Origin of the sequence: Streptomyces sp. SID12501, assembly GCF_010550245.1 — a bacterium.
In the GTDB taxonomy this organism is placed as follows: Bacteria; Actinomycetota; Actinomycetes; order Streptomycetales; family Streptomycetaceae; genus Streptomyces.
In genome coordinates this window covers 1-637 of sequence record NZ_JAAGLU010000244.1, presented here as the reverse complement: position 1 = coordinate 637, position 637 = coordinate 1, and the positions used below count along the sequence as shown (strand labels likewise).

Genomic DNA, 637 nt, shown 5'->3' with positions numbered 1-637 from the left:
CGCACTCGAGCGAGTCGATGAACGACAGCTGACGGTTGAGGAGCACCTGGTCGCGACGCGCGACGTTGACGAACATCTCGGCGATCGAGCCGCGCAGCGCGGCCTGCTCCTGCGCGACCTGCACGGTCGTGGCGTTCACCGCGTTGAACGCCTGCGCGAGGCGGCCGACCTCGTCGTTGGAGCGGACCGGGATGGGGGCGAGCGTGATCTCGGGGCCCTCACCGGGCGTCGAGACCTGCTCGACGAGGCGGGGCAGCTGCTCGCGGACGTCCGCGGCGGCGCCGGTGAGGCGCCGCAGCGGGACGACGATCGACCGGGCGACGGTGATCGCGAGGAGGAAGGACGCGGCGAGGGCCGCGATCGCGATGCCGACGGTCACGACGGCGGTGTCACGCGCGGACGACGCCGCGGCCGCGGCGGTGTCGGTCGCCTTGTCGATGATCGACTGGTTGATCGACGCGAGAGCGGTGAACTGGGTCGTGGTCTCCTGCGACCACTGCTCGAGGTCGACCGAGCCGAACGCGGCGAGCGTGCCCTGCGTGAGGAGCGCGCGCATCGAGCGGACGGCCGCGTTCGGGTCACCGGTGCTGATCGCGACGCCGTCGAGGCGCAGGTCGCCGACCGCGGTGCGGGCGCG

1 protein-coding gene is annotated in these 637 nt (G+C 72.8%); it reads right to left on the bottom strand.

Features of this window, described 5'->3' with window-relative positions:
• On the bottom strand, positions 1-637 hold a 637-nt coding region (locus G3I71_RS45505; protein WP_164324808.1), incomplete at both ends, for a HAMP domain-containing protein.